Origin of the sequence: Bradymonas sediminis (assembly GCF_003258315.1) — a bacterium.
Lineage (GTDB): Bacteria > Myxococcota_A > Bradymonadia > Bradymonadales > Bradymonadaceae > Bradymonas > Bradymonas sediminis.
The window spans coordinates 4,418,876-4,439,969 of sequence record NZ_CP030032.1 but is presented as its reverse complement, the minus strand read 5'-3'; the positions used below and the strand labels follow the sequence as shown (position 1 = coordinate 4,439,969).

At 62.3% G+C, this 21,094-nt stretch carries 17 protein-coding genes; 10 read left to right on the top strand and 7 right to left on the bottom strand.

What is annotated here, in order from left to right:
- Window positions 1–4: 4 nt before the first annotated feature.
- The gene (locus tag DN745_RS16765) at window positions 5–3,454 is read left to right on the top strand and encodes a beta strand repeat-containing protein (protein WP_162687745.1); all 3,450 of its coding nucleotides are present in this window, start codon (window positions 5–7) and stop codon (window positions 3,452–3,454) included.
- Window positions 3,455–3,625: 171 nt separating this feature from the next.
- Here the strand turns inward: DN745_RS16765 and DN745_RS16760 are convergent, their stop codons facing one another.
- The 4 genes from DN745_RS16760 to DN745_RS16745 all read right to left on the bottom strand — a co-directional run bounded on the left by DN745_RS16760 (window position 3,626) and on the right by DN745_RS16745 (window position 10,193).
- Entirely contained in the window at window positions 3,626–4,900 is a 1,275-nt protein-coding gene (locus tag DN745_RS16760; protein WP_111336624.1) for an amidohydrolase, read from the bottom strand.
- Window positions 4,901–5,000: 100 nt separating this feature from the next.
- On the bottom strand, window positions 5,001–7,478 hold the full coding sequence (gyrB, locus tag DN745_RS16755) for a DNA topoisomerase (ATP-hydrolyzing) subunit B (RefSeq protein ID WP_111336622.1): 2,478 nt from the start codon (window positions 7,476–7,478) through the stop codon (window positions 5,001–5,003).
- A gap of 341 nt (window positions 7,479–7,819) precedes the next feature.
- Window positions 7,820–8,641, bottom strand: coding sequence for a fumarylacetoacetate hydrolase family protein (locus DN745_RS16750; RefSeq protein ID WP_111336620.1), 822 nt, complete (start codon window positions 8,639–8,641; stop codon window positions 7,820–7,822).
- Between the two features lie 16 nt (window positions 8,642–8,657).
- Window positions 8,658–10,193: a hypothetical protein gene (locus DN745_RS16745; protein ID WP_111336618.1), complete on the bottom strand. Its 1,536-nt coding sequence runs from the start codon at window positions 10,191–10,193 to the stop codon at window positions 8,658–8,660.
- A gap of 287 nt (window positions 10,194–10,480) precedes the next feature.
- On the opposite strand from DN745_RS16745, the gene DN745_RS16740 reads away from it, so the two are divergent.
- Both DN745_RS16740 and DN745_RS16735 read left to right on the top strand, forming a co-directional pair.
- Window positions 10,481–11,566, top strand: a complete 1,086-nt coding sequence (locus DN745_RS16740; RefSeq protein WP_133621922.1) for a M20/M25/M40 family metallo-hydrolase — start codon at window positions 10,481–10,483, stop codon at window positions 11,564–11,566.
- 169 nt (window positions 11,567–11,735) lie between these two features.
- The gene (locus DN745_RS16735) at window positions 11,736–12,005 is read left to right on the top strand and encodes a hypothetical protein (protein WP_111336614.1); all 270 of its coding nucleotides are present in this window, start codon (window positions 11,736–11,738) and stop codon (window positions 12,003–12,005) included.
- Window positions 12,006–12,087: 82 nt separating this feature from the next.
- Here the strand turns inward: DN745_RS16735 and DN745_RS16730 are convergent, their stop codons facing one another.
- A complete protein-coding gene (locus DN745_RS16730; protein ID WP_133621923.1) occupies window positions 12,088–12,939 on the bottom strand; it encodes a hypothetical protein in 852 nt (283 codons plus the stop codon).
- Window positions 12,940–13,423: 484 nt separating this feature from the next.
- Between DN745_RS16730 and DN745_RS16725 the strand changes: the two genes are divergently transcribed.
- From DN745_RS16725 to DN745_RS16700, 6 genes are all read left to right on the top strand, one after another.
- Complete coding sequence (locus DN745_RS16725; protein WP_162687744.1) at window positions 13,424–13,852, top strand: Sec-independent protein translocase subunit TatA/TatB; 429 nt, start codon at window positions 13,424–13,426, stop codon at window positions 13,850–13,852.
- Entirely contained in the window at window positions 13,849–14,736 is an 888-nt protein-coding gene (gene tatC, locus DN745_RS16720; RefSeq protein WP_111336608.1) for a twin-arginine translocase subunit TatC, read from the top strand. The genes DN745_RS16725 and tatC overlap by 4 nt, the downstream gene beginning before the upstream one ends.
- Window positions 14,737–14,919: 183 nt before the next feature.
- Window positions 14,920–15,888 carry a 2-oxo acid dehydrogenase subunit E2 gene (locus tag DN745_RS16715; protein ID WP_162687743.1) on the top strand — a complete coding sequence of 323 codons (969 nt, stop codon included), beginning with the start codon at window positions 14,920–14,922 and terminating at the stop codon, window positions 15,886–15,888.
- A gap of 6 nt (window positions 15,889–15,894) precedes the next feature.
- Entirely contained in the window at window positions 15,895–17,946 is a 2,052-nt protein-coding gene (locus tag DN745_RS16710; RefSeq protein WP_111336604.1) for an IgGFc-binding protein, read from the top strand.
- A 22-nt stretch (window positions 17,947–17,968) separates the two neighbouring features.
- Complete coding sequence (locus DN745_RS16705) at window positions 17,969–19,114, top strand: hypothetical protein (RefSeq protein WP_111336602.1); 1,146 nt, start codon at window positions 17,969–17,971, stop codon at window positions 19,112–19,114.
- A 10-nt stretch (window positions 19,115–19,124) separates the two neighbouring features.
- Window positions 19,125–19,565: a hypothetical protein gene (locus tag DN745_RS16700; protein ID WP_111336600.1), complete on the top strand. Its 441-nt coding sequence runs from the start codon at window positions 19,125–19,127 to the stop codon at window positions 19,563–19,565.
- Window positions 19,566–19,582: 17 nt separating this feature from the next.
- On the opposite strand, the gene DN745_RS16695 is transcribed toward DN745_RS16700, so the two are convergent.
- On the bottom strand, window positions 19,583–19,747 hold the full coding sequence (locus tag DN745_RS16695; RefSeq protein WP_111336598.1) for a DUF1328 domain-containing protein: 165 nt from the start codon (window positions 19,745–19,747) through the stop codon (window positions 19,583–19,585).
- A gap of 304 nt (window positions 19,748–20,051) precedes the next feature.
- On the bottom strand, window positions 20,052–20,231 hold the full coding sequence (locus tag DN745_RS16690) for a DUF1328 domain-containing protein (protein WP_111336596.1): 180 nt from the start codon (window positions 20,229–20,231) through the stop codon (window positions 20,052–20,054).
- Window positions 20,232–20,506: 275 nt separating this feature from the next.
- Here DN745_RS16690 and DN745_RS16685 point away from each other — a divergent pair, with 275 nt between their 5' ends.
- Window positions 20,507–21,085 carry a MiaE family protein gene (locus DN745_RS16685; RefSeq protein ID WP_111336594.1) on the top strand — a complete coding sequence of 193 codons (579 nt, stop codon included), beginning with the start codon at window positions 20,507–20,509 and terminating at the stop codon, window positions 21,083–21,085.
- Window positions 21,086–21,094: the final 9 nt, after the last annotated feature.

The window sequence follows — 21,094 nt, the reverse complement described above, 5'->3', positions numbered from 1 at the left end:
GAAGATGTTAAAGAAACGAGTCCTGAAGCGAATCTTCGTAGGCGCAGCATTGGTGCAGGCGGCTGCGTTTAGCGGCGCCTGCGGTTCCTGCGCTGATGACAATGTCGGCGATGTGCCGAGCAATAATGGCACGTTTGAGCCGGGCACCGAGTTGGTGGCCTTTGGCGCGGCGAGCGGCACGACCAGCGAGATGGGCGCCCAGGCGAGCTTCGATGTGGTCTTGGCCGTCAAACCTACCGCAGATGTGGTGGTGAAGCTCGGGTCCAATGACCCCGGCGAGGGGCTGAGCGATGTGTCGGTGCTGACGTTCACGCCCGAGAATTGGGACGCGCCGCAGACGGTGACGGTGACCGGCCAGGACGACGACCTGGCCGACGGCGACCAGGCATATGCGATCGTGTTCGAGGCGCTCGAGAGCGAGGACGCCCGCTTTGCCGGCTATGAGCCGGGCGAAGTCGCGCTGGTCAACGTCGACGACGAGACCGCCGGGTTTACGGTGACGGAGGCCGACGGCGACACCACCGAGGTGGGTGGCCAGGCCAGCTTCACGGTCGCGCTGAGATCCAAACCCACGGCCGATGTGACGCTGACGCTGGAGTCGAGCGACCCGGGTGAGGGCACGATCGACAAGTCGACGCTCACGTTTACCCCGGAGAATTGGAACGCCCCGCAGACGGTGACCGCGACCGGCCAGGACGATGATGTCGCCGACGGCGACCAGGTCTACGAGGTGGTCTTTGGCGACACCAGTAGTGATGACGCCGATTACGCGGCGATCAAACCCGAGAGCGTCGAGCTCACCAATATCGACGACGAGACCGCGGGCTTCACGGTGAGCGAGGCTGACGGCGACACCAGCGAGGCGGGCGCTCAGGCCAGCTTTACGGTGGCGCTCAACTCCAAGCCCACGGCTGATGTGACGCTGACGCTGGAGTCGAGCGACCCGGGTGAGGGCACGATCGACAAGTCGACGCTGACCTTCACCCCGGACAATTGGAACGCCCCGCAGACGGTGACCGCGACCGGGCAGGACGATGACGTCGCCGATGGAAACCAGGTCTACGAGGTGGTCTTTGGCGACACCAGCAGCGAAGACGCCGATTACGCCGCGATCAAACCCGACAGCGTCGAGTACACCAATATCGACGACGAGACGCCCGGGACCACGGTGGCGAAGCTCGGCGAGCAGACCACCGAGGCGGGCGGGCAGGCTCAATTTACGATCGTGCTGAACTCCGAGCCGTTTGAGGATGTGACGCTCAACTTCGCGTCGAACGACGCCGGCGAGGGAACGGTCGGCCAGAACGCGCTGACGTTTACCGCGCAGAATTGGAACGCCCCGCAGACGGTGACGGTGACCGGCCAGGACGACGACTTCGCCGACGGCGACCAGCCCTATGCGATCGTGTTCTCGGCGACGACGAGCGCCGACGCGGCCTACGCGGCGATCACCCCGCAGAATGTGGCGCTGACGAACGTCGACGACGACTCGGCGGGTATCACGGTGAGCGCGATCAGTGGCTCGACCAGCGAGGCGGGCGGCCAGGCGACCTTTAGCATCGTGCTCAACTCCGAGCCCTTTGATGACGTCACCGTCAACTTCGCGTCGAACGACGCCGGTGAGGGAGCGGTCGGCCAGAACGCGCTGACGTTTACGGCGCAGAATTGGAACGCCCCGCAGACGGTGACGGTGACCGGCCAGGACGACGACTTCGCCGACGGCGACCAGCCCTATGCGATCGTGTTCTCGGCGACGACGAGCGCCGACGCGGCCTACGCGGCGATCACCCCGCAGAATGTGGCGCTGACGAACGTCGACGACGACTCGGCGGGTATCACGGTGAGCGCGATCAGTGGCTCGACCAGCGAGGCGGGCGGCCAGGCGACCTTCAGCATCGTGCTCAATTCTCGCCCGTACGGCGACGTGACGGTGAGCTTTGACTCAAACGACACCGGCGAGGGAACCGTTGGCCAGAATGCGCTGACGTTTACTGACCAGAATTGGAACGCGCCGCAGACGGTCACGGTCACCGGCCAGGACGACGACTTCGCGGACGGCGACCAGCCCTACGCGATCGTGTTCTCGGCCACGACCAGCGCCGACGCGGCCTACGCGGCGATCACCCCGCAGAACGTCGCGCTGACCAACGTCGACGACGACTCGGCGGGCATCACGGTGAGCGCGCCCAGCGGTCCGACCAGCGAGGCGGGCGCACAGGCGACGTTTAGCGTGGTGCTCAATTCGAAGCCCTACGGCGACGTGACGGTCAACTTTGACTCCAGCGACGCCGGTGAAGGCACCGTGGGCACCACCAGCTTGACGTTCACCGATGCCGATTGGAACGCCCCGCAGTCGGTCACGATCACGGGCCAGGACGACGACCTCGCCGACGGAGACCAGCCCTACGCGATTGTGTTCGCAGCGACGACCAGCGCTGATGCGGCTTACGCGGCGATCACCCCGCAGAATGTGGCGGCGGTCAACACCGACGACGACTCGGCGGGGGTCACCGTGAGCGCCATCAGCGGCGCGACCAGCGAGGCAGGCACCAGCCAGAGCTTCAGCGTGGTGCTCAACTCCGAGCCGTTTAACGATGTGACGCTTAATTTCGACTCCAACGACCCCGGCGAAGGCGCGGTCAGCACGACCAGCCTGACGTTCACGGCTGGGAATTGGAGCGCGCCGCAGACGGTGACCGTGACCGGCCAGGACGATGATCTTGCCGACGGCGACCAGCCCTACGCGATCGTCTTTGGCGCCACGACGAGCAACGACGCAGCCTACGCGGCCATCACCCCGGCCAACGTGGCGGTGACCAATATCGACGATGACTCGGCGGGCATTATCGTCAGCGCGATCAGCGGCGACACCAGTGAGCTCGGTACGACGGCGACCTTCTCGGTGGTGCTCACCTCACAGCCCTTCGACGATGTCACCCTTGGCTTTGACTCCGATGACACCACAGAAGGTGTCGTGGGCGCCACGAGCCTGACGTTCACCCCCGCCAACTGGGACACCCCGCAGGTGGTCACGGTGACCGGCGTTGACGACACGGTGTTGGATGGCGACCAGAGCTATCAAATCATATTCCTCCCCGCAGTCAGCAGCGACGCTGGCTATAACGGGCAAACGCCGACTCCGGTGGCGGTGACCAATATTGACGATGACATCCCATCGGTTGGCTTCGTCGGAACAACCGGGCGCACCACGGGTGATCCGTGGACCGTGTGTCGCGCGGACGCGAGCACCGCCTGGGTGTCCGCCATGAACGCCGGGTCGTATAATCCGACCGCGGCGTGTCAATCGCTGGGCTATTCATCGGTCGACGCTTGGGGTGGAACCTGCGGCGATGTTTGTGGCTTTTGTGGTAATTCAGGTTTTGAGAATTACGACAATAATGGTGGTAACGCTACCAATTTGAGCGTTACGGTTCATTGGCGCTGCACCAACTAAGCGTCCGAGTTAATAAGGAGCCCCCGCCGCGCCCCGTATATGGGCCCGGCGGGGGCTCTTTGCTTTATGTGAGCCCCAGTTTTTCGGTGGTATGTATATGGCTTGGCGCCGTTGTGTATTCTCCCGGGGACTCATCCCAGGCCAAAGGGGTCCGCTACGTTGGACGACACCTTATTCCGCCCCGCTGGTCGCAAAGACCGCCTGGGGCGGCGGCGTCAACGCCAACTCCTGGTTGGCCAGGCGCTGCATCAAGGTCAGCGCCGCGCGCGACATCAGGCGCGCCCCCAGCGTGATGGCGCGGTCGTCGACGTCGAATTTATCGGAGTGCAGAAGATGGCGGGTGCGGGTGCCGGGGCCGGCGGTGCCCAAGCGGAACATCGCCCCCGGGATATGCTGCAAATAATACGAGAAATCCTCGCCGCCCATGCTCGGCAGCGGGATGCGGTAGATGCCCTGGTCGCCGAGCATCGCGCGGCCGACGTCTTCAAATAGATCGATGAGCTGGGCGCTGTTGACCACCGACGGCGCGCCGTGCTCGAAGTGGAGCTGGTAGGTCGCGCCGTGGGCCATGCAGATGCCCTCGATGATCTTGCGCATCACCGGCTCAAGCCGGCCGCGCGACTCCTGGGTGAGGGTGCGCAGCGTCCCCTTAAACTCGGCGCTCTCGGGGATGACGTTGAAGCTGTCGCCGGCGTGCAGCGAGCCCACCGACAGCACCACCGGGTCGCGGGAGTCAAAATACTGCACCGGCATCTGGTACAGGGCGTTGAGCAATTGGGCGCTCACGCGGATCGGGTCGACGCAGTGGTGCGGGCGCGCGCCGTGGCCGCTCTTGCCGGTGATCTTGATGGTGAAGGAGTCGTAGGCGGCGGTGAGGTTGCCGGCGCGCAGCCCGATGCGCCCGACCTCGAGTTGGGGGTCGCAATGCACCGCCAGGATCGCGTCGACCCCGTCGATGGCGCCGAATGACACCATGTCGGAGGCGCCGCCCTCGGAGACCTCTTCGGCGTGCTGGTAGACCAGGCGAAGGCGCCCGGGCAAGTGGTCGCGAAACTCATGAATGGCCATCGCGGCCGCCGTGGCCACCGTCATATGCACGTCGTGGCCGCAGGCGTGCATGGCGCCCGGGCGTGTGGATGCGTAGCTGACCTCGTTGGCCTCGAAGATCGGCAGGGCGTCGATATCGGTGCGGATCGCCACCGTCGGTTGGGTCGCCGGGTTGAAGCCCTCGGGGGTTAAATCGGCGTAAAATCCGGTGCCTTCTTCGCGGGGGTAGACCTTGAGCCCGAACTCCGTGAGGGTCGCCGCCAGCAGGGAGGTCGTCTCGTATTCGTGGTGGCTCAGCTCGGGGTGGGCGTGCAGCTCGCGACGCAGCGACACCAGCTCGGGGCTGCGGTCTTTGAGGGTCTGGTCGACCTGGGCGAGGAGCTCGGAGGGGGACAACATAGAGGGACTCGTCGGGGCAAATATTAGCGCTTGGTGGGGGCTTGGGGCGGCGGGATGCGGGCAAAAAAACGCCCCCGAGGAATCTCGGGGGCGCTCGCGATTAGACGTCCAGGTTACGCACGTTGAGCGCGTTGGTCTCGATGAACTCGCGTCGCGGTTCGACCTGGTCGCCCATCAGGACGGTGAACATCTCGTCGGCCTCGACGGCGTCCTCGACCCGCACCTGCAAGAAGGTGCGCCGCTCCGGGTCCATGGTGGTCTCCCAGAGTTGCTCCGGGTTCATCTCACCGAGACCTTTGTAGCGCTGGACCGTCTGGCCCTTGCGCCCGGCGTCGAGAATCGCGGTCAACAGCGCGTCGATGGTCTCGTAGGTATCTTCGATGCGGCCCTCGACGGTGACCGTGTCACCGAGCCCGTGGAAGACGCCCCAGATGCGGACCAGCTCGGTATATTCGAGGCTGCTGACCAGGTCGCGGTCGACCTTGGTTTTGACCAGCGCGCCGGATACGCGGGTGTGCCAGACCGCCTGGTAGAAGTCGTCATACTCGGGACTCTCGCTGATCATCGGCGCGTGCCAATGGGTATTGGGGAAGTCCTTTTTGAGCTTCTCACGCACGGTCTCCATTCGGGCGCGCAAGGTGTCGGCGTCCTGCAGGTCCTCCAGGGTGATGGCGGCGCGCACCAGCTCGTCGGCCACCCGCTTGTCGGTGCGCCGGCTGAGCTGGTTGCTCAGGCGGCGGTAGCTCAACATCTCGTGCACGAAGGTCTCAAGCTCCTCGCCGCTCATCTCCTGGCCACTGCTGCCGCGGATGAGGACGTTCGATTTGACCCGGTCGATGAGATATTCGTTGAGCTCGCGCTCGTCTTTGACGTATTGCACCGAGCGGCCGCGCTTGATGCCGAACAGCGGCGGCTGGGCGATATAGAGGTAGCCGCCGGTGACCAATTCGGGCATCTGGCGGTAGAAGAACGTCAACAGCAGCGTGCGGATATGGCTACCGTCGACGTCGGCGTCAGTCATCAGCACGATTTTGTGGTAGCGCAGCTTGTCGACGTCGAAATATTCGTCGCCGATGCCGCAGCCCAGCGCCGAGATGATCATCGAGATCTCGTTATTCGACAGCATCTTATCGAAGCGAGCTTTCTCGACGTTGAGGATCTTACCACGCAGCGGGAGGATCGCCTGGAATCGGCGCTCGCGTCCCTGCTTGGCGGAACCACCTGCCGAATCACCCTCGACGATGTAGATTTCGCACTCCTTGGGGTCGCGCGACTGGCAGTCGGCGAGCTTTCCGGGCAGCGCGCCGACGGAGTTAAGGGCCGACTTACGCGCGATCTCGCGGGCCTTGCGCGCGGCGTCGCGCGCGCGGCTGGCGGCCAGCGCCTTCTGGGCGATGGCCTTGGCGGCGCCGGGGTTCTCGTTGAGGAAATACCCCAGCTTCTCGTTGACGACCGACTGCACGATGCCGGTGATCTCGTTGGAGACCAGCTTGCCCTTGGTCTGGCTGGAGAATTTCGGGTCGGGCATCTTCACCGACAAAACGGCGGTCAGGCCCTCGCGGATATCGTCGCCGTTGAGGGTCTCCTTAATGATATCGTTGGAGATGCCGTAGGCGTTGATCGAGCGGGTCAGCGCGGCGCGCAAACCCGACAGGTGGCTACCGCCGTCGGGGTTATGAATGTTGTTGGTATAGCAGAAGATCGTGGAGTTATACGAGTCATTCCACTGCATGCTGACTTCGACCTGAACACCCTCCTCCTCGAGCATCGAGCGGATATAGATCGGCTCGTCGTGCAGGGGCTGCTTATTCTTATTGAGGTCTTTGACGAAGGAGTTGATGCCGCCTTCGAAGCTGAAGTCGTGGTGCTTACCGTCGCGCTCGTCGGTGATGGTGATGCGCACGCCGGCGTTGAGGTAGGCCTGCTCGCGCAGGCGCTTGGAGAGCACCTCGTAGCTAAAGGTCGTCAGCTCGAAGATATCGTCGTCGGGCTTAAACGTCACCTTGGTGCCGGTGGTCTTGGCCTTGCCGATCTCGGCGACGTCCTCGACCGGAACACCGCGGCGGTATTCCTGGAACCAGATCTTGCCGTCGCGCTTGATCTCAAGCTTGAGCCACTCGCTCAGGGCGTTGACGACCGAGACGCCCACGCCGTGAAGGCCGCCGGAGACTTTATAGGAGTTCTGGTCGAATTTACCGCCGGCGTGCAGCACGGTCATGATAACCTCGGCCGCCGATTTGCCGGTCTTTTCGTGGATATCGACCGGCATACCGCGACCGTTATCCTCAATCGTGATGACATTGTCGGCGCGAATCACCACGCTGACCGTGTCACAGTGGCCGGCCAGAGCCTCGTCGATGGAGTTATCGACGCACTCATAGACCATATGATGCAGGCCTGAACCGTCATCGGTGTCGCCGATATACATACCCGGGCGCTTGCGCACCGCTTCCAGACCCTCGAGCACCTGAATGCTTGAGGCGGTATAGGTATTGCTTGAGTCAACCGTGGGATCGATCTCGGCGTCGAGATGATTTTCGGTGGCTTGCGGCGAGATGGTGGGTTGTTCCTCTGACATCAATTTTCCCGGATCGAGTACCGAATAAAACCACAGCCACTCCTGGAGTCGGCCGGGCGAATGATCGTATGCTCACAGCAATCCTGTGGGCACAAATAATACAACAATGACGCGTCGAGATTTTCGACGAAACCCCAGCGCGTTCAAGTGATTGAGAAAAACAATCGTTATACAGAAATTCTGAATCAATAGACTAAAAGTCCAGCCAAGTTCGCGCGGACTTAGAGGTCGCGAAAAACTAGCATAAGCGGCAACCTATGTCACGCCAAAGCAGGCGATTGAGCGCCGTGGAGCGGGCGGTCGCGCCCGCGGATCGGGCCTCGCCAGCGCGCGCCAATCAATCAGCCGGCTGGGGCCTGAATCACCGGGTTTTCCAGCCGCCCGATGCCGTCGATTTCGACCGCGACGACCTCGCCGGCGTTCAGCGGGCCGACCCCCGCCGGGGTGCCGGTCAGGATGACGTCCCCGGGCAATAAGGTCATGATATTGCTGATGAATGCGACCACATGGTCGATCGGAAAGATGAAGTCGTTGAGCCGCGAGCTCTGTCGCTCCACCCCGTCGACCTGGCAGCTCAGGAAATGATCGCCCGGCACAAACTCATCGGCCAGGGCGAGCGCGGGGCCCAGGGGGCAAAAGGTGTCGAAACCCTTGCCGCGGGTGTAGCGCTTCTCGCGCCGCTGGATATCGCGCGCCGTCACATCATTGGCGCATAGATAACCCGCGATGACCCCTTGAGATTCCCCCTCGTGCAGATTTTTTGCCCGCGCTCCGATCACGATGCCGAGCTCCCCCTCGTGGTGGACGAGCTCGGATTGGGCGGGCAGCTCGATGGGCTGGCCGGGGCCAATAATCGCGCTGGGCGGCTTCATAAAGAGCAGCGGCTCCGGCGGGATGTCCTTATTCATCTCGGCGGCGTGGTGGCGGTAATTGAGCCCCACGCAGATGATCTTCGAAGGCGTCACGGGTGCCAGAAGCTGCGCCTGGTCTTCCTCGGCGATGGCCTCGCCGATGGTGAGGGTTTGGCGCCCCTGGGCGACCTGGTGGAGCGCCTCGATGGGCGCCAGGCCCTGGTCGAAGTGAACGCGAAAAAACCGGCCGTCCCGCTTCTTTGCAAAAGCGGGACGGCCGGTCTCAGGATCGATGATGCGGTGGATGCGCATTAAGCTAAATCCCTGATTATTTCTTAGCGGCTTTCTCGGCGGCCGCGGCGTTGAACGCCTCAACCTCGGCGGCCATCTTCTCGTTCTTGAGACGAATGCGCTCCTTCTCGGCTTCGCGGCGCTCGATATAGGTCTTCAAACCTTTGAAATCCATATCGAAGCTGAATTTATAGTCGCAATAGTCGCGGAAGCTCTTGCCCTTGGCCGGCGCGTCCGGCGCGCTGCCGTCTTTCCACTCGCAGGTCCACATCTGACGCTGAACCGGGGTGGCGAAGGGGACGAATTCGCCCACTTCTTCGGGGATCTTCAGCTCGATTTTGTGGCCGACGTCCGGCGGCGTGTCGACGTTGATCTCTTTTTTCTCGAGCTTATTGGTCTTCTCGTTCTTCACATAATATTCGCTGAAGGTGACCGGGCTCACCAGGGGCTCGCCTTTTTTGTCGACCAGCGGGTGGTTATTGAAGATGATCTGAGCGCCGGCCGGGATCGTGTTGATCGTGATGGTGCCGTAATAGTCACCGTCGGTGTCCGAGGTGTCCATGCGCTTCTCCATCTCGGCCTGATTGGCCAGGCTCTCGGGCACGAGATCCAGGGTGATGCGCTTGGTGTAGGTGCCCGACTCCTCGCTGCCGTCCCACATGCCCTCGGTCAGCTCGAAGCTGTCGGGCTTGTAGCCGGGAAGGCTGAGCTCGACGGTCTGGGGCTGCTTGATCTTGAGGTTGCGGAAGGTCGTGCCGGAGGCCGAGCTCACGCGCAGCTCGCGCCAGGTGCCGCTGCTGGTGGGGGCGTATTGCACCTCGCCGTTCAATTTGACCAGCGAATGCATCGGCGAACCCGTGACGTTGAGGGTGCCGAATTTCTCCATCTTCGCCAATTGGGCGGCTTTGAAGTCGGCTTCTTCTTTGGCGACTTCGGCCTGGCGCTTCTCGCGAAGCTCACCGCGGAACAGGGCGCCAAGGTCGTCACCCAGGTCGGTGAATTGGACGACTACGCCGCCCAGCACCGCCAGCAGGATGAGGATAATGCCGACCAGGACCATATTGGTGCCGCTCTTTTTGTGGCCGCCAAGGTCGTCTTCGTCGAGGTAATCCGAGCTATAATCAAGCGGGGCGTCGTCGGTGGCCGACGGGGTGAAGATGCCGGCGATCTCTTTGGCGTCGCTGCTCGAGTCTTTTTTGCTCGAGGATTTCTTGGCCTTGGGGGCCTCTTTTTTCGGCTCTTCTTTCGGTTCTTCCGCGACGGCCTCTTCTTCGGGCTCGTCTTTTACGGACTCTTCGGAAGTCGCCGCGCTCTCCTCTTTGAGCTTCTTGCGCAGGCGCTCTTTTTTGGAGAGTTCTTCCTCGCCGGAGTCCTCGGACTCGGAGGATTTGGTGGAGCTCTTCTTTTTGCGACGCTTGGAGGAGGTGGGGATATTAAAAACCCCGCCCAAACCGGCCATGGGATCGTCTTTCGTCTCTTCGGGGACCTGCTGGTCTTCTATGCCCAAATCATCGACGATTCCGTCAACGATATCGTCGACAGATTGGGAATTTTTTTTGCTATCATCGGCCATGTTCGAACTCCAAATACAATTGCTGGCGGGCGGTTCACTCTCGGTTTTGGTGCGCACTTTTCTTCGTGTTGGCGGCGCCCAAACTTACCGGGTGATATAGACGCGGCAGATTAGACTTTCGCGACAAACGATGTCAACCCGGACGTGGCGCGCGTGAGAAGGGGCAAAAGCGCGCCGGCCGGACAGATCGTCCGGCTGGGCTTGATGTAATCGTGGACTTCGACCAAGTTTGGCCTCGGAGAGAATTTCATTTTCAGGCCCGCGAGGGCGATTTTGGGACAAATTTCATGAATACCGACGCGTTTCGACAGACGATTGAATTATTAGAGACCTGGCTTCGCATCGACTCGACCTCCGGGGCGGAGGCGGCGTTTCTGGCGGCGCTGGAGGCGTATTTTAGCGACCAGGGCTATCAGTGCGAGCGCTTCGAGGTCGCCGAGGACCGCTGGAACCTGCTGGTCACCCGCGAGGTCGCGCCGCGCTTTATCTATTCGACCCACGTCGACACGGTGCCGCCGTTCTTTGGGCCGCGCCGCGAGGGCGTGGGTTTCCCGGGCGACGAAGTTGGCCAGGGCGCCACTGCCGAGAATGAAGCGCGTATTTATGCGCGCGGCGCCTGCGACACCAAGGGCGGCATCGCGGCGATGGCGGCGGCCGGGGCGCGTCTTTTAGAGGCCGGCATCGAGGACTTTGGCTACCTCTTTGTGGTGGGCGAAGAGGTCGACCATTGCGGCGCCAAGCAAGCACGCCACACCGAGCGGCTGCGCGAGCTGAAGCCCGAGCAGATCGTTTTGTGCGAGCCGACCCGAAATCGCATCGTCTCCGCCCAAAAGGGCATGGTGAGGTGCCGCCTCGAGAGCCGCGGCGTCGCGGGGCACTCTGCCTTCCCGGAGCGCGGAGACTCCGCGATCAACCACCTGCTCGACGCGCTCGAGCGCCTGCGCAACCACGCCTGGCCCGAGGACGATTTGCTTGGCCCGACCACCGTCAATATCGGCACCATCCAGGGCGGCGTCGCCGGCAACGTCTTCGCCGCCGAAGCCAGCGCCGAGCTTCTCTTTCGATGCGTGAGCGACACCGAAGAGATCATCGCGACCATCAAAGATCTGGTCGACGCGCCGGTCGAAGTCACCGGCGTCGTCCACAATGACCCGGTCTTCTTTAAGCTGCCCGAACCCGCCGACGAATTCGAGGTCTGCACGGTTCCCTTCAATACCGACGCGACCTATCTGAGCGAATTGGCCCCGATCTGGCTGGTCGGCCCGGGCGATATCGAGGTCGCTCACTCCGACCACGAATATATCTCGCTTGAGAGCCTCGCCGAGGGCATCGACCTCTACGAGAAGTTGGCCCTGCGGGTGCTCCGTCCCTGATGCGAGGGCGGGGCAGCTCGCCTGGCGCTGGACTCCCCCCGAGACGTGTTGAGCTTTAGCAATGTCTGTGAAGGACGCGATTTTGCGGGCGTTTGCGTTGAAGATCCGTTCTTTCAACGCGCAATGATTCAAAAATAATGAGTCAATACCCTCGGGAGGGAATGAAGCGATGAGTCAGAATTTGGAAGGCAATGCCACAAAAATTAAGAGCCCTCATCCCGATTTGCAGGCGATTTTGCCGAGGTTTCGCGCCCTGAATCCGGACGCCGCCGAGTCACGCCCGGTCTTCGACAACCGGGCCAAGGCGCGGCTCTTTATCGACATCCAGAGCGTTGACGAGCAGCAAAAGCTGCGGCTGATGCCGCTGTGGGATATCGACCACGGCGACCTGGAGGCCAGCAAAATTCGCGCGTGGAGCGTGACCCGCCGGCCCTGCTAAAGACGCGAAGATGCAAGAAACGCAAAAAACCGACGCCCCTCGCGATGAGGGGCGTCGGTTTTTTGGCGTCTAGCCCGCAGGCTTATTCTTTGATCGTGATGGTGCGCTTGGTGTGGTTGAAGCCGCCGTTGACGATCGGTTTGCCGTCCATGTCGACCAACTTCAACTCCACCTCGTGCTCGCCCGGGGGCAGGGCGTCGAGCAGCACCGGGGTCCACTTGTCGAGCTCAGCCGTCTTGCCGTTGACCGTGTATTGGACCTTGGCGTCCTTACCCAGCTCCATATTCGAGACGTAGAAGTCGAGCAGCAATTGCTTGGCCGACTCGGCGTCGTAGCTGCCTTTGGGGCGGCTATAGGTCAGGTAGGGCTTGCTCGGGTCGAAGGTGAACTCGTCGGACTTCTTCTCGACGTGGAAGACGACCGTCTTGAAGACGTCGCCCTTCTTGATCGCCAGGTGATAGTGGCGCGCCGGGAAGATGCGCAGCGTATGCGTGCCGGGGGCCAGGTCCTTGATGACCAGCGGCTCATTGGCGTCGTAATGCGCAATGTACGGCTCGTTATCGATGATCACGTGGACGTGCTGGCCGATCTCTTTGCCGGTGCGATAATTCTTGACCGAGAACGACAGCGTGACTTCTTTGCCGGACTCCAGCACCTCGTCGTTCTTCGGGCTGAGCACCTCGACGGTGACGTCCGGGACGTCCTGGTCCCACTCGAGCTGGTTCATGGTGCCGGGGATGCCCGAGGAATGCGGGGCCTTGTCGGCCTTGGCGCCCGGGTCGGGTTTCTCGGCGGGCTTTTCTTCTGCAGCCTCTTCGGCCGGCTGGGCGACCGCTTCTTCGGCGGCGTTGTCTTGTTTCTTCTCACAGGCGACGGCGCCAATCGCGAGGGTCAGGACGAGAAGAATGGACAGGCGAAGCTTCGTTGAGAGCATTTTATCCTCTAATATCTGGGTGATATGATCTGCATCACCGTTAAAATAAAAACATCGCAAAGCGCGCGTCATCAGGATTCAATATGCAGAGCGCGACGGGGCATAAATTAGAGCAATCTGGCGGATATTCAACCGCCCGCGCCCCGGGCGGCTAAAAATACCGGCATTCGGAGCTCGTTTGGGGGGACAATACAACGCGCGCCCAAGGCTTATTCCTCGGCGATAGATTTGCGGTCGAGCACGCGCGCCGGCCCAGCGCCGCCCGATTATAGCAATTTCTAGGCGGTTTGGCTCGCTTGATGTGGCGAGATTGCCCGCACTCTGTTACAGCCCCATTGAACTCGGCGCGGCCCCGGTTTATCTATAACCCGGAAATCGGGGCGACTTTTCTTCGATGAACCGATGCGCGCTCCGAGGGCTCGCTCAGCACAGGCCGCCGAGACGGGGGCTGACTAAGACTTCCGACAAAGACGATACGCTTACTATGTTTTCCGGAATTGGACTCTCCGAAATTATGGTCGTGATGCTGCTCGCGCTGCTGGTGCTGGGGCCGGAGAAATTGCCCGAGACCGCGCGCAAGCTAGGCAAAGGAATGCGGGAGCTTCGCCGAGCCTCCAATATGTTCACCGATATGTTTATGCTCGAGGAGGACCCGACGCCGGCTAAACAGAACGCGCCGGCCAGTCAGCAGCCGTCGGGGTCCTTCGAGCCGCCGCCCTACGAATATAAAGAGGGCGATACGATCGCGCGCGACGTTCAAAAACGCCTGCGTAGCCGGCCGGTCCTGCTCAGCAAGGTGCGCTACCCGACTGATATCGAATCGGTCCCGCTGAACCCGTGCCGCCCGGCGCCGAGTCAAGATTCCCCATGTGTCCACGTTGAACTCGCCCCGACCCGCGGAGTCGGCCTATGACTGACGAATCCTCGCTTCAAAAACCCGACGCCCCGGACAGCGCCCTCACCCCTGCCGCTGACGGGCCGTTGGCTGGCGGGCAATCCGGGCTGAATCAAGCCGAGCTGGACAGCGCGCGCATGAGCCTGATCGGCCACCTGGTCGAATTACGGCAGCGGTTGATCTACTCGATCATCGCCATCTTTATCGCCGTGGTGATCTCCTGGGTGTGGGTCGACGATCTCTTCTACCTCTTGATGCAGCCGCTCCGCCTGGCCGCCCCCGAGGGCAACCTCGAAGTCTCGCAGATCAACCACAAGGACCTGACCGAGCCGTTCTTCGCGATGGTCAAGATCGCGCTGGCCGCCGGGATTTTCGCGTCTTCGCCGATCTCGCTCTATAATTTATGGAAATTTATCGCGCCGGGCTTATACGGCAGCGAGAAGCGGGTGGCGCTGCCCTTTGTGATCATGGGGACGATCTGTTTCTTCGGGGGCGCGGCGTTTTGTTTCTATATGGTGCTGCCCTACGGCTACGCGTATTTGATCGATTTTGGCATGGGCGTGGCGTCGAACCCCGAGCTGATGCTCAACGAGTATCTGGCCACCACGACCAAGCTCTTGCTGGTCTTCGGGGTGGTCTTTCAATTGCCCGTCATCACCTCGTTTTTGGCGGCGCTTGGGGCCATCGACCACAACACCCTGCTCAAGCATTGGCGCGGGTCGGTGATCGGTATCTTCGTGATGGGCGCGCTGTTGACCCCGCCCGACCCGGTCACCCAGACGCTGCTGTCCCTGCCGCTCTGTCTGCTCTATGGCCTGTCGATCGGGCTGTCTTATATCTTCTCGAAGGGCCACAAACGGCGCCAGGAGAAGGCGATGAAAGAGCTGGACGAGCTTTTCTAAGCCGCGCCGCCGCGAGCCTGCTCGCGGCGGCTTTTTAATAAGATTGGGGCGAGCGTTGCGCGTTGATTGCGCCATCGCTGGCGTGTAATGTGGCGACGTCAGATTCTTTGGTTTGAAGTCGGTTCGGGCCGGATAACGCGTTGTGATCCGGGCGTTGAGCCGCTGTCTATAGGAGTTATTACGATGAGCAAGTATTGGGCACCGTTTAAGAAGAACTCGGCGTGGCGCAGGATCTCGGTCGGCATGTGGGATGCGCCGGATGACCCCACGATCTACGGCTATGAGACCCTGGATGCGCACCGGCTGGTGCCGTATTTGGAGGAGCTGAGCCGGGTCAGCGGCGTCAAGGTCACGCCGGCCGCCGTGTTCGTCAAGATCGCCGCGACGGTCTTCGAGGAGCACCCGGACCTCAACGTCATCATGGTCAATAAGACCGTGCAGAAGCGAAATAGCATCGATATTTTCTGCCAGGTTTCGATCCCCAACGAGTCCACCGGTCAGGCGGACCTGAGCGGGGTGAAGTTGAAGCGGGTCAACGAAATGAACCTGGTCGAGATCGCCAGCCGCCTGAGCCGGCGCGCCAAAAAGGTGCGCGACGGCCAGGACGAGGAGATGGAGCAGACCAAGGCGACCATCAACGTCGTGCCGACCTGGTTGATGCGCCCGATGCTCAAAGCCGTGGACTTCTTGACCTATAATGTGCCGTTTGACCTGGGCAGCATCGGGGTGCGCGACGACCCGTTTGGCAGCGCGATGGTCAGCTCGGTGGCGGCCTTTGACATCAAATTGGGCTTCGCCCCGCTGGTGCCGATGAGCCGCGTGCCGATGGTCTTTTTGCCCGGCGTGATGCACAAAGCTGTGCTGGTCAACGAAGACGGAGAGCCCGAGGTGCGCGACGTGCTCCAGGCATCCTGCACCTTCGACCACCGCTGCTTCGACGGCTATCAGATCGGCTTTATGGTGCGCGCGGTGCGCGAAATGATCAAAAACCCGCGCGATTATTTCGTCGACCCGCAGGAGTGGGCGGCGGCGCAAAACCCCGGGCGCACCCCGGAGGCCCAGGCGGCGCCCAAGCCGGCCGCCGTCAAGCCCAAAGCGGGCGGGGCGCCGCGCCCCGAAGACCACGCCTCGAAAGCGGCGATGGGAGAATAAAACGCCATGAGACCCGACGCGCCCGCAGCGAAGCAAACGAGCAAATTTGCGCCGAAGCGACGGCGCGTGGGGCATCTCTTTGCGATGCTTATCTGCGCCGGCGCGCTCGTGCTTAGCGGGTGTTCCTCGGAGTCGTCGGGCCCCGAGGACGCCGGCCCGGGCCAGGCGGACGCCGCCGCCGAGGACGCCCGCGCCTGTGCGCCGGCCAGCGCCGAGTGCACCTCGGTGGCCGCGCGGCGGGTGTGCAACGCGCAGGGGAGCGCGTGGGATGAGGAGACGTGCGTCTCCACGACCCGCTGTGACCCGGACTCCGGCGCCTGCGTCGAGCCGGTGTGCACCCCCGGGGCGTTCCAGGGTTGTACCGCCGAGGGGCTGCAGAGCGTCTGCAACCAGAGCGGCACGCGCGTGGTCGAGATGATCTGCCCGGGCGACAAGCCCTGCACCGACGGGCAATGCGAGGCTCCCGAGTGCTCGGCCGGCGTGACGCGATGCCTGGACCGGCGCCGCCTCGAGGTCTGCAATGAGGCCGGCGCGTTTGTCCCCGCCGAGCCCTGCCCAACCGGCACCGAATGCTTCAACGGGACCTGCGAGAACCTGTGCGAGCTCAATAAAAAAGTCTCCAGTTATATCGGCTGCGAGTATTGGTCGGCCGACCTCGATAATTATGAGGAGGCCACCAGCCAACCCCACGCCATCGTGGTGGCCAATCCCAACGCCGAGAGCAGCGCGCGCATCGAGCTCAGCGCCGGATTTAGCCAACAAATCCTGCGCGCCGACCCCTCCGGGGCGCCCTACGACCTCGATATTGGCCCCGGTGAGGTCGGCGTCTTCGCCATCCCCACCGGCTTCGACCACTCGGGCACGCGCATCCTCGAGAATAAAGCGATCCGGCTGACCAGCAGCGTCCCGGTGATCGCCTACCAATTTAACCCGCTCAATAACGTCGGCGTCTTCTCCAACGACGGCTCCTTGCTGATCCCGACGAATACGCTGGGGCGCGAGTACCGGGTGCTGAGCTGGCCGCACCGCGGCGGCTCGCAGAATATCCGCGGCTTCGTCACGATCGTGAACTCCTTTGGCAACCCGAACCGCGTGCGCGTGACGCCCTCCGCCCAGGTCATCGCCGGGCCGGGCGTCCCGCAGATCGAGGCCGGCGAGACCCGCGTCTTCGACCTCGCCCCGGGGGCATCGCTTAACCTGGAGACCTCCGGGGCCGAGCTCGACCAGGCCATCGCCCAGGGGTGTCTGACCGACGGGGACGGCGCGCCCACTCAAGTTACGCCGTGCCCCGACCTCACCGGCACCCAAATCGTGGCCGACGAGCCGGTGACCGTCTTCGGCGGCCACCAATGCGCCAACGTCGTGCGCGGCGTCGACCGCTGCGATCATATCGAATCGGTCCTCTTTCCAACCTCGATCTGGGGCACCCATTATATCGGGTCGAAGTTCAGCCCGCGCGCCGATGGCGCCACCAAAGAGCCCGATATCTGGCGCGTCATCGCGGCCGAGGATGGCACGGTGATTCAGACCGATCCGCCGATCCCGAACGTCCACCAATATACCCTGAACGCCGGGGAGTGGCGCCAATTTGAGGCCGTCGCGCCCCACGCCAATTTCGAGCTGGTCGCCTCCAAACCGGTGATGCTCGCCCAATATATGGTCGGGGCCAACTGGCTTGGGATTCCGCGCGAATGCAACACGGGCATCGACCAATATAACCCCACGGGCATCGGCGATCCGGCGATGACCACGGCGGTGCCGCGGGCGCAATTTCGCCAGGATTATCTGGTGCTTACGCCCGAGAATTACGAGCGAAATTATATCAATATTATGGTCCCCGCCGGCCACCAGGTGCGCCTGGACGGAGCGCCCGTGGCCGACGACGCCTGGCAGCCCGTCGGCACCCGCGACACCTATGAGATCGCGCAGATTCGGGTCGACGCCGGACCGCATTATCTCGAGGCGGATATCCCCTTTGGGGTCGTGAGTTATGGCTATGATTGCCACGTCTCCTACGCCTATCCGGGAGGCCTCAATCTGGAGGCGCTCGATGATTAATTCCGAAAAGTTTGGAGCACCCATGCGCCATTTCAGACCGCTCGTCGGGGCCGCGTTGCTGCTTCTTGGCACCTCGGTCGCCGCGCCCGCGTACGCCCAGGCGCCGTCGCCGAAGGCCGGCGCCCAGTCCGCCCAAAAGACCGCGCGGACCGTTGAGGGCGCGCTGCGGGCGTATTTTTCGGCGGACACCGCGGCGGCGAATGCCTTTCGCGCGGCCGGGCTCGACTATCGCCGCATCCTCATCGCGCATCGATTGCCCTCCGCTGACCGGCTTATCGTCGAGGTTGAGCTTGGCAACGGGCCGACCGCGCTTCGCTATCCGCTGCGTTTAAAGGACGACTCGGCGGCCAAAGATGGCTCACAATGGCGGGTAGATTGGGCGCCCGATGACGCCTACGCGCGGGCGCTCGCTGAGGCGGCGCAAAATGGGCGGTTCGCGCAGGCCGGGGCGGGGCGGGGGTGGAGTGAGATTCAGCGCCTGCCGGCGTTTCCGGTGCTCGTGGGGGCCGACTTTTTCGTGACGCCGTATGGGCGCATCGCGGTGGATCCGGCGGCCGAAGGCGCCGAGCCATCCGCCGGGCTCGACCCGCCCAAAGACCTCGGAAAACACGCGCAGCGCTGGACTGGCATGCTCTTGCAGGACGATCCGGGCAGCGCGAATATCGACATTATTTTGGCCGACGGCGCGACCTGGAAACGCGCGACCCAGGCGCTGCTCCCGGCGGCGATGGTGGGGCTGGTTCGCGCGTATTATATCAGGCAGGATGAGGGCGCGCTCGTCGCCACTTCGACGGTCGCGCCGGTCTTTAAACAGATGGTCTCGGGGGACGCAACGCTTGTGATTGGCGTGTCGCCCACCGAGAAGGCGCGGCGCTACGGCGTTCGTCTTCGCCTCGGAGGCCAGGCGTTGGTGCCGGCTGCCGAAAAGTCCGGCGAGTGCCCCGAATCGGCGACTTTTTGCGCGTCCACCGACGGCGACTTCGCCCCGCAACTGCAGGCTCAAGCGCAGCGATTAAAGGCCGCAAATACGCCGCCCGCCTACGTGATGCTCGCGGCCAGCGGCGACATCCTGGCCGCCGATATGCTCGGGTATTTGACCGGCGCCCGCGCGGCGTTTGAGCTTCCCGATGGCAAGATTGTGGTGGGCTATATCGCGCCTCAACCCTAGAGAGTTTATTATGACGATGATCGCCAAATCTTTTCGCGGACGGCGCTTCGCCGGGGTGATGCTCGCCGGATTTCTGACGAGCGTCGTTGGGTGCGCGTCGGGCCAGACGGCGTCCGTAACCGACGCGAGCGCGGCCTCTGACAATACGTCGGGGGAAGCGCGGCCGGTTGAGAAGAAAGATGCGTTCGAAGTCGCGCGCGCCTGGGCCGCGGGTGTGCCCGGCGCCGCGATGCCTTCGCCCGAGCTCCACAGCATCACCGCGTCCTGGCGCGCCGCGCAGGTCGCGCGGGTGTGGGCCGCGGGGGACGAATATCGCGCGTTGATCATTGAAAAAAGCACCACGGGCGAGCGGCCCGCGGTGCTTCTTTATTTGTCGAGCGACGCCAGCGGCGAGTGGCAGATCGAGGCGATTAAGCCGTCGACCTCCACCGCGCTATGGTCGCAATTTTAATCGAATTCGCTGCGCAACTATTTACCTTTGACCAGCCCGCTGACAAACGAGATGACGAAGAGGGCGACAAAGATCCAGAAGAGGATCATCGCGATCGAGGCGGCGCTTTCAACGATTCCTCCGAAGCCGAAGATGGCGGCGACGATTGCGATAACGAAAAATATCAGTGCCCATCGTAACATAAATACTCCTTGATGCTCGGTGACGGTCGGCCTCGCTGCTGCGATGCTTCCTTCGTTTCTCGAGTCTTCAAACCGAGGCCTGTTTCATTGTCGCAACTAAAGGTAGTCCCGCGCCTGAAGAAGTCAATAAACCGACAATTCACCCCGAACTCAATTGAAATGCAGGCTGGAAGCCAAGAAAAATAGAAGAGCACCACAGCCTGGCGGCCTGCGGTGCTCTTCGTTGCGATGGGCGACGCGCGCGGCGCGCCGAGGCGTTCACCCCTCAAGCATCACCGACCCCGGGTCGCGAATGTAGTTTGGATTATGGGATAACTGTTTTCCGGCCCGTGACCACGCCGGCGATTAAGGAGATGACGAAGAGCGCCACGAAGACCCAGAAGAGGATCATGGCGATCGACGTTGCGCCTTGGACGATGCCGCCAAAGCCGAAAATACCGGCGATGATAGCGATGACAAAGAATGTGAGGGCCCAGCCTAACATGGCGACTCCTTGGAGCTTTTAGTGACGGTTGACCTCGCAGATTTTTGCTTCGTTTTTGCATCCTCGAGGCTTACAAGCTGTCGTGATGAACATAAGATCGTGGGCTTGTGAGTCAATAATATGTTGTATTTCAGTGGGTTATGCTTCTTGGTTGGCGCGGGTCGAACGGCCCGGGGCCGAACGGCGCTGGCCAGAACGGCGCGCGGAGGGCAAGGTGCGCAGCGTTATTCGTGTGATTCGTCTTTTTTGAAGCCAACCTGATTCGAAGGAAACCGATGTTTAAGTTGCGCCAAGAAACCCCTGCTGAGTGGGCCACCCACGTCGCCGAGAATCTCGACGCTTTCCTGATTGACCACGCGGCCTGCGAGCGAAAAGCCTCGGCCAACGCCATGCATTTTGTGGTGCGCTACCCCGACAAGGCCGACATCGTCGACGCGATGATCGAGGTCGCGCGCGAGGAGCTCGAGCACTTCCACCAGGTCTTTCATTTGATGCAGAAACGCGGCGTTGAGCTCGGCCCCGACGAGAAAGACCCCTACGTCAATGACCTGCTCAAGCTCGGCTATAAGAAGGGCGAGGGGCGCATGATGGACCGGTTGCTGCTCGGGTCGATCATCGAGTACCGCGGGTGCGAGCGCTTCGCGATGCTCTCGCGCGAGCTGCTCAAGACCGACCCGGATCTGGCGCAATTCTACAAAGAACTCGCCGCCTCCGAGGCCAAGCACCGCAATGATTTTTATGAGCTGGCCCTGAACTATTTCCCCGCCGAAGATGTCCAGGAGCGCCTGGACTTCTGGCTGGACCACGAGGCCAGGATTGTGCGCGAGCTGCCGATTCGCGCGGCGCTCCACTGAGTTGATCTT